Source organism: Bacillus suaedaesalsae (assembly GCF_016890225.1).
Lineage (GTDB): Bacteria > Bacillota > Bacilli > Bacillales > SA4 > Bacillus_BS > Bacillus_BS suaedaesalsae.
This window is the reverse complement of the sequence record NZ_JAFELM010000011.1, coordinates 1-6263: the sequence shown is the minus strand read 5'-3', so window position 1 is coordinate 6263 and position 6263 is coordinate 1. Positions and strand designations below refer to the sequence as shown.

Annotated in this window: 5 protein-coding genes and 1 pseudogene; 2 read left to right on the top strand and 4 right to left on the bottom strand. The window is 35.1% G+C overall.

The features are described 5' to 3' along the window. Positions 1-592 precede the first annotated feature (592 nt). The 3 genes and pseudogenes from JR050_RS01390 to JR050_RS01380 all read right to left on the bottom strand — a co-directional run bounded on the left by JR050_RS01390 (position 593) and on the right by JR050_RS01380 (position 2756). Positions 593-1425: pseudogene (locus tag JR050_RS01390) on the bottom strand (alpha/beta fold hydrolase). Positions 1426-1553: 128 nt separating this feature from the next. After that, entirely contained in the window at positions 1554-2066 is a 513-nt protein-coding gene (locus JR050_RS01385; RefSeq protein WP_204201729.1) for a protein kinase, read from the bottom strand. A 78-nt stretch (positions 2067-2144) separates the two neighbouring features. Continuing rightward, positions 2145-2756 carry a YdcF family protein gene (locus JR050_RS01380; RefSeq protein ID WP_204201728.1) on the bottom strand — a complete coding sequence of 204 codons (612 nt, stop codon included), beginning with the start codon at positions 2754-2756 and terminating at the stop codon, positions 2145-2147. Between the two features lie 235 nt (positions 2757-2991). Between JR050_RS01380 and JR050_RS01375 the strand changes: the two genes are divergently transcribed. Then, positions 2992-3333, top strand: coding sequence for a hypothetical protein (locus JR050_RS01375; protein WP_204201727.1), 342 nt, complete (start codon positions 2992-2994; stop codon positions 3331-3333). A 143-nt stretch (positions 3334-3476) separates the two neighbouring features. Here JR050_RS01375 and JR050_RS01370 read toward each other — a convergent pair whose 3' ends face one another. Further along, the gene (locus tag JR050_RS01370; protein ID WP_204201726.1) at positions 3477-3893 is read right to left on the bottom strand and encodes an immunity 70 family protein; all 417 of its coding nucleotides are present in this window, start codon (positions 3891-3893) and stop codon (positions 3477-3479) included. A 1023-nt stretch (positions 3894-4916) separates the two neighbouring features. On the opposite strand from JR050_RS01370, the gene JR050_RS01365 reads away from it, so the two are divergent. After that, positions 4917-6140 (top strand): IS110 family RNA-guided transposase, encoded by a 1224-nt coding sequence (locus JR050_RS01365; protein WP_204201714.1) that lies wholly within the window; start codon positions 4917-4919, stop codon positions 6138-6140. Positions 6141-6263: the final 123 nt, after the last annotated feature.

Sequence of the window (6263 nt, the reverse complement as noted above, 5' to 3'; positions counted from 1 at the left end):
TTCCCTTTAGTTCAACAACCATTGTTTCCTGTAGCTTAAGTGGTAACAACTCCTCCTTATTCCCACCCCTAGAAACAATCTGTTGAATAGCAAGTAAGATTAAAATGCTGATAAATTCTAAGAATCGAAGAATAGGATAAAGGTCAGGATTTCATAGATTTCAATCATTACTATAACAGTGATTATTATTTCAGCAATAGCAATAAAATACATTGATTTATTTAATCTTTTCTTATGAACCAAGTACAATAGAAAAGCAATCAATACTGAAATTATAAGTGAAACAATTGACGGAAAAATTAGAAACTTACCAAATTGTAAACTAAAATTTAAATTACCAATTAGAAAAAAATAAAAGAAGATATAATTTACAAAAGAAATAAATACTATAAATTTCATCTTAAAAAAATTATCTAATATTTTCATCTGTTCCCCTCCTTTTAAATAAAAAATAATAAACTGCCTTTTTTATATAATCTTAGAAAATTGACCAGTAGAATAACTGGCCAACTAGAAAAAGCTATATTTAATAAACGACCTCTCTAATCTTAACCTTGTTCAACTATCCTTCCCCTTTAGTCAAAAATTGTGCCTAATTCCAATGATTCCTTATCTCTTCAATAACAACAGTAGGGTTGTCCCAATGTAATAAATGTGAAGCATTACGAACTACTTTTACCTTACCACCTGTATTCTGTTGGAACGTGGTAGCTGTTTTGTTCCTATATGCCTCTAAAGATTCAGGTAATGTTGCCCTGAGTAAGATTACATTAGACTTATACTTTGATAGATTTCTTCAGTTTCATCTTTGTGCATAGCTCTGATAATATGTGCAGCTACTTCTCCTCTAGCATGCCAATGTACCTTATTTTCTCTATTTACACCAAGGTAATTTACAGCAACTTCTAATAGTGAGGACCATCTAGAATAAGTGTTCTTTTCACTTCTGAAGAATTCATCCCAATCTTCAAAAACATATTCCTCAAAGTCGTTATAATAGAAGGTTGCCTCTTCATCCACAGTTAGGTCATCTAATCTCTTTGTTTGATAACCACCATCAATTAGAATAGAACCTCTTACTCTTGATTGGTACTTCCTAAGATAGAATAATGCAACAAAGCTTCCCCAAGAGTGAGATAAAAAATAAAAATGATCAATACCTATAAGATCAATTACTTTATTCAACCAATCAGCGATAAAATACATTTCATATTCTTTTTCATTATTAAAAGCAGATGTTTTTCCATGTCCTGGTGCATCAATAGCTATTATTCTATACTCCCCTTTAAGATGTTCAGCTATTTCTATAAAACTAAGACTAGTACTTCCCAATCCGTGTAAACAAAAAATCACTGGTTTATCTATTTCTCCCCATTCAGTTACATGGATTTGGGTATCTTCATTGTATAAAAAGTATCTTTTCAAAAATACTAAACCTCCATTAAAACTACTAAAGTTTATTGCTCTTTATTTAAGTTCAACGAAAAAGCCTTACTTCCTCCTAGATAGTAAGGCTTGTCTTCTTGAGCTATTCTTACCCTATAGTTGATTTTTCATTTTGCCCATTCTTGTCTAGTTACCGAAAAGTACAGTTCTTTAAATTCACTAATTACCTTTTTAAAAGGCTCCAGCTCATTGATAAATTCTTTCTCAACTTCATTAATTTCAAAATGAACTCCGTTACAAGCTAAGTCGTAGCTATCATCAAATGAATATAAATTATAATATCTACTTTCCCATGATAGTCCAGTATGCACTAATAGTCTTGAAGTGCTCCTAATAGCTCTTTCAATGGTAATGTGCTTTAGTTCAAGCATTTCAGCAATAATAGATAAGACAATCTGCACGGAGTGTTCTTCATCATCTATCTTGCTTAACTCGAATAATTTATTCTCTATATCATCAATTTTGGATTTTGACATCATAGAAACTTCAAGTAACTCAAGAGGAGGATTATCAATTGTTACAATTACTTTATCACTCCAGTCAATTACTTCTTCTTTATTCCATAATCCACAACCTAATCCTAAATAATAAATTCCAGTAAGTGATTTTAAATGTTCCATGAATTACTCCCCAAAATTTTCTACTGGATCAACGCACCAATTTAAAACTAGTTCATAAATAATTCATCATTATATATCTTATAAACCTTCAATTTGTTTTTTTAATGGAAGAATATCTCCTTTTTTACCATATTCAATAATTCTTAAGTATTGACCCCATACCCGTTTACGACCTGTTTCGGAATTAAACCAATTATCCCTTGCCACAGTCGTTCCATTAAATTTTGCATCAAATGAAAAATTAACAAATTCAAGATGGCCAGGTAAATGTTGAACCAAAGTTCGATACTGACTACCTGCCGCATAACTCTTACAAATAAAGAGAACTGTATTTATTGCTCCAAAGTTAAAGACTTCTTTGGCAAATAGAACGTTCTCTAGAGTATTTGAGGATTTATCTTCAAATACAATATCCCTTTTCGGAATCCCTGCCTCAACCAAATATTTTACAATTTCACGGGACTCATATAATTTCACCTTCGGATTGAAACCACCTGTAACTATGAGCTTATTACCTAAGCCATTAAAATATGCTTCAATTGCTTTTTCCCAATGACCCGAATGAGTTCCTCCAAAAACAAATATAACATCACAAGGGGATGGCAGCTTTTCTTCAAGAAAAACAATATCTGTTAGTTCCCTAATTTGATCATCTGAAAAATTAGGTGTATTGGGTTCCTTGGCAATCATTGAAATCCTCCATTCCAGCATTCTTTCCTAAAAATATTCTCCAAGGTTTTCCTACACTCCTTCTTCAGCTAAGCTTACCCTTTACTTCAACAAGAACTGTAACTAATCCTGCATTCATCAGGATTTAGCAAACACCTGTAATCAATTAATTTTAAAGCACCATAATAGGTTTACTATATAATGATTGTTGGGCTATTATATATATAGAAATTCTATGTATTAAATGGAGGAAGTAATGAGGGTTAGATTTTTCTTTTATTTTATCGCATCTAATAAATTTACTTTATTAACTGTTTCAGTTACTGGAAAAACGTTCAATAGCCAAAGAGAACTTGATTATGCTAGAAGCCTCTCCAGAGAGGTGGATGGAGGCCATATTAATTTAGGATTACCAATTCCATATATTAAGCAGAGTATACAGAATATTGATCCTCCTCTGCCATATAAATTTGGATTTGATTTTGAGTCAGTTTTCTCTTTTAATATCTTTATTTATCTATTAAACGTAATGATAATTTTATTTGTCGTGTTTCTTGTTCCTAAGTCGATAGCTAAAGCATTGAATGGCCAAAGATAAATGAATAAATTAAACAGGAAGTCCCCAAACAATGAGGGAACTAAGCTTTTTAAGAAATAGGTAAGGATAAAGAATTCTTGTTCAACTAAACTTACCCTTTAGTGCAAGAATAAAATGTCAAAATTGTTATGTTTATTGTCATTTTATAAAGAAGATATCTTTAAGTTAAACTTATCTTCGTAAGCAGCAGTTAAAGCTGTATGCAACAATTCGAATAAGTCCCTTCCATCACTAGTCTTAAAATAATTTGATAAATTCGTTATTTCTGAACTAATGTTATCTCCCCACGGTGGCTTTGAATTTAAATTATCAATATCCCAAACTACTTGAGAAGGTAGATAATCAACAAGTTTTTTTCTAATAACTTCTGTCTCTTCTATGGCTTTAGGTATATCATTACAACTTAGTTCTTTGTAGTACAAGTCATTTAATAGTTTAGGGTAGCTAGTTCCCCAGCCATCAGGTTCTAGGTGATAGCTAATTGTTGAAAAAAAAGAATGAAGGAAATCCCCATGTCCTACTTGATAAAAGAAACAATCAAATTGAAAGCCCACCACCATTATGTGTATCCTCATTTCTAAATTTTATATAAGCTGTTATTTAACTAGTCGAGTAGAAGGGAACCTCTCTACCTCTCGGTAGATTGCGTTCCTCTCCCCTCACAGAACCGTGCTTGCGCTATTCACGCACACGGCTCCTCCTAGTTACCATTCACAAAAGGCAGCTTGTCTCTTTCAAGTATAACTTGCTACTCCTGCTATCTTTACTAGTTTTGTTTCCATTTATTAATCCCTACCTCTGAGTGTAGGCCTACCTCTGTGTGTAGTAAATGTATCCCTAGCAAAGGTGGTAACTTGGTAGCAGCCTTTCCTCCATCGGCATTACCCAACTTCATAGGTACTACGCTGCTATCCGACTCCCTAATCGGCGTTTAGCTTCCTTGCTTTGTATCGCTTGTACACCATACTCTTCTAAACTAGAAAAGACCGATTAGGGCCTCCCGAGTTGCCGTATCATATCAATGTGTAACGTGCCAAGGTCTCTGACCCCAGAGAGGTTTCATTCTTCTCGCCATATACGAAAAATGAAATATTGCTTTCTGCTGAAGGTAAAGCATCAGCCCTCTCGATTTACTAACATTATGGAGCTCAATCCCTTCAACCATTTGGCTTTCGGCCCGTCACCTAACTGTCTACGCTTAAAGACCAAAGTTACCTTTAGCCCTCCAAGACTCGCTACGAGTGAATGGCTAATTCTTACTCGACGGGAATCCCACCCGTTATATGATACGACCTAGGCTCGGCCGCACACCTTCCCCTTTAGCCATCCATGAAGCGCAAAAACCAGCGCTTCACCACAGAGAATGAAAATGGTTTTTTACTGTCAATACTGATTCTACGGCTGGGAGAGGAAGGTCGTTTGTGTTTGGTGCGTTAGAGCCCATCCTTTAGTCTGACTCCACCGACCACGGTGCACCACTGATTGTCGCTCCCTTACGGGAAGCACACATGGTAGATTAATCCTATTCTGGTTGATGCACCAGCCTCTAATTCTAACAATCGCCGTAGAAAGGAAAAATTTCAATGGATGTAATTATTGAAAGAGCCTGTGGTATGGATGTCCATAAGGACAACATTACTGCATGTATTATCACACCACAAGGGAAGGAGATTCAAACTTTTTCAACTAAGACTGTGTTTTTGATCCAACTAGTTGACTGGATTAAACAGTACAAATGCACACATGTTGCCATGGAAAGCACAAGTGTTTACTGGAAGCCTATTGTGAATTTACTAGAAGCTGAGGATATTGAGTTTTTAGTTGTCAATGCACAGCATATGAAGGCAGTTCCAGGACGTAAAACTGATGTTAAGGATGCTGAATGGATAGCTAAGCTTCTGCGGCACGGACTGATTAAAGCTAGTTATATTCCTGATCGAAATCAACGTGAATTACGTGAGCTCGTTCGTTATCGTCGAAGCATTATTGAAGAACGTGCCAGGCAACACAATCGCATTCAAAAAGTGTTGGAAGGAGCGAATATTAAGTTAGGATCAGTTGTGTCAGATATTATGGGAGTATCAGCTAGAGATATGCTTAACGCAATCGCAGATGGTGAAGATAATCCCGAAATACTTGCAAACTTCGCTCGTCGATCAATGAAAAAGAAAAAGGAAGAGTTAGAATTAGCGCTAAAAGGATACGTTAGCTCACATCAGCGACTAATGCTGAAAACTATTTTAAAACATATTGATTTTTTAACAGATCAAATAGATATGCTTGATTCTGAGATTGCAGAAAGAATGAACACTTATCAAGAAGATATTGAACGATTAGATTCTATTCCTGGTATAGCAAGAAGAATGGCTGAGCAAATCATGTCTGAAGTAGGAACTGACGTTAAAAATCAATTTCCAACTGCACCACATATGTGTTCATGGGCTGGTTTAGTACCAGGTCATAACGAGAGTGCTGGGAAAAGAAAATCAGCAAAAACAAAAAAGGGCAACAAATATTTAAGATCAGCATTAACAGAAGCAGCTCATTCAGTAAAAGGTTCGAAGAACTATCTAGGAGCATTGTATAGGCGAACAGCCTCGAGAAAAGGCAGGAAACGCGCTGGTATTGTAGTTGCACATGCCATGATGAGAATAGCCTATTACCTTTTAACTCGTAAAGAAATGTATGTAGATCTAGGCGAAGACTATTTTGACAAACAGAGACAGCAATCAATTGTAAATCATTCACTTCGGAGACTCGAAGGATTGGGATACATCGTCTCTATACAAGAACCTAAAGTATCTTAAACTAGTCAACTATCATCAGATAAAACACTATGTCGGCGCTCTCGTTTTAAAAAAATTGACTGAGCTGCGTCTAATTTAGTAATGCCTTTTTTTGATATTACAGCGATTAATTTTCATGGTAGC

Bases quoted from the DNA above. Each gene is read 5' to 3' on its own strand.
- JR050_RS01365 (WP_204201714.1), top strand. From the start codon at position 4,917: ATGGATGTAATTATTGAAAGAGCCTGTGGTATGGATGTCCATAAGGAC.
- JR050_RS01380 (WP_204201728.1), bottom strand. From the start codon at position 2,756: ATGATTGCCAAGGAACCCAATACACCTAATTTTTCAGATGATCAAATT.
- JR050_RS01375 (WP_204201727.1), top strand. From the start codon at position 2,992: ATGAGGGTTAGATTTTTCTTTTATTTTATCGCATCTAATAAATTTACT.
- JR050_RS01385 (WP_204201729.1), bottom strand. From the start codon at position 2,066: ATGGAACATTTAAAATCACTTACTGGAATTTATTATTTAGGATTAGGT.
- JR050_RS01370 (WP_204201726.1), bottom strand. From the start codon at position 3,893: ATGGTGGTGGGCTTTCAATTTGATTGTTTCTTTTATCAAGTAGGACAT.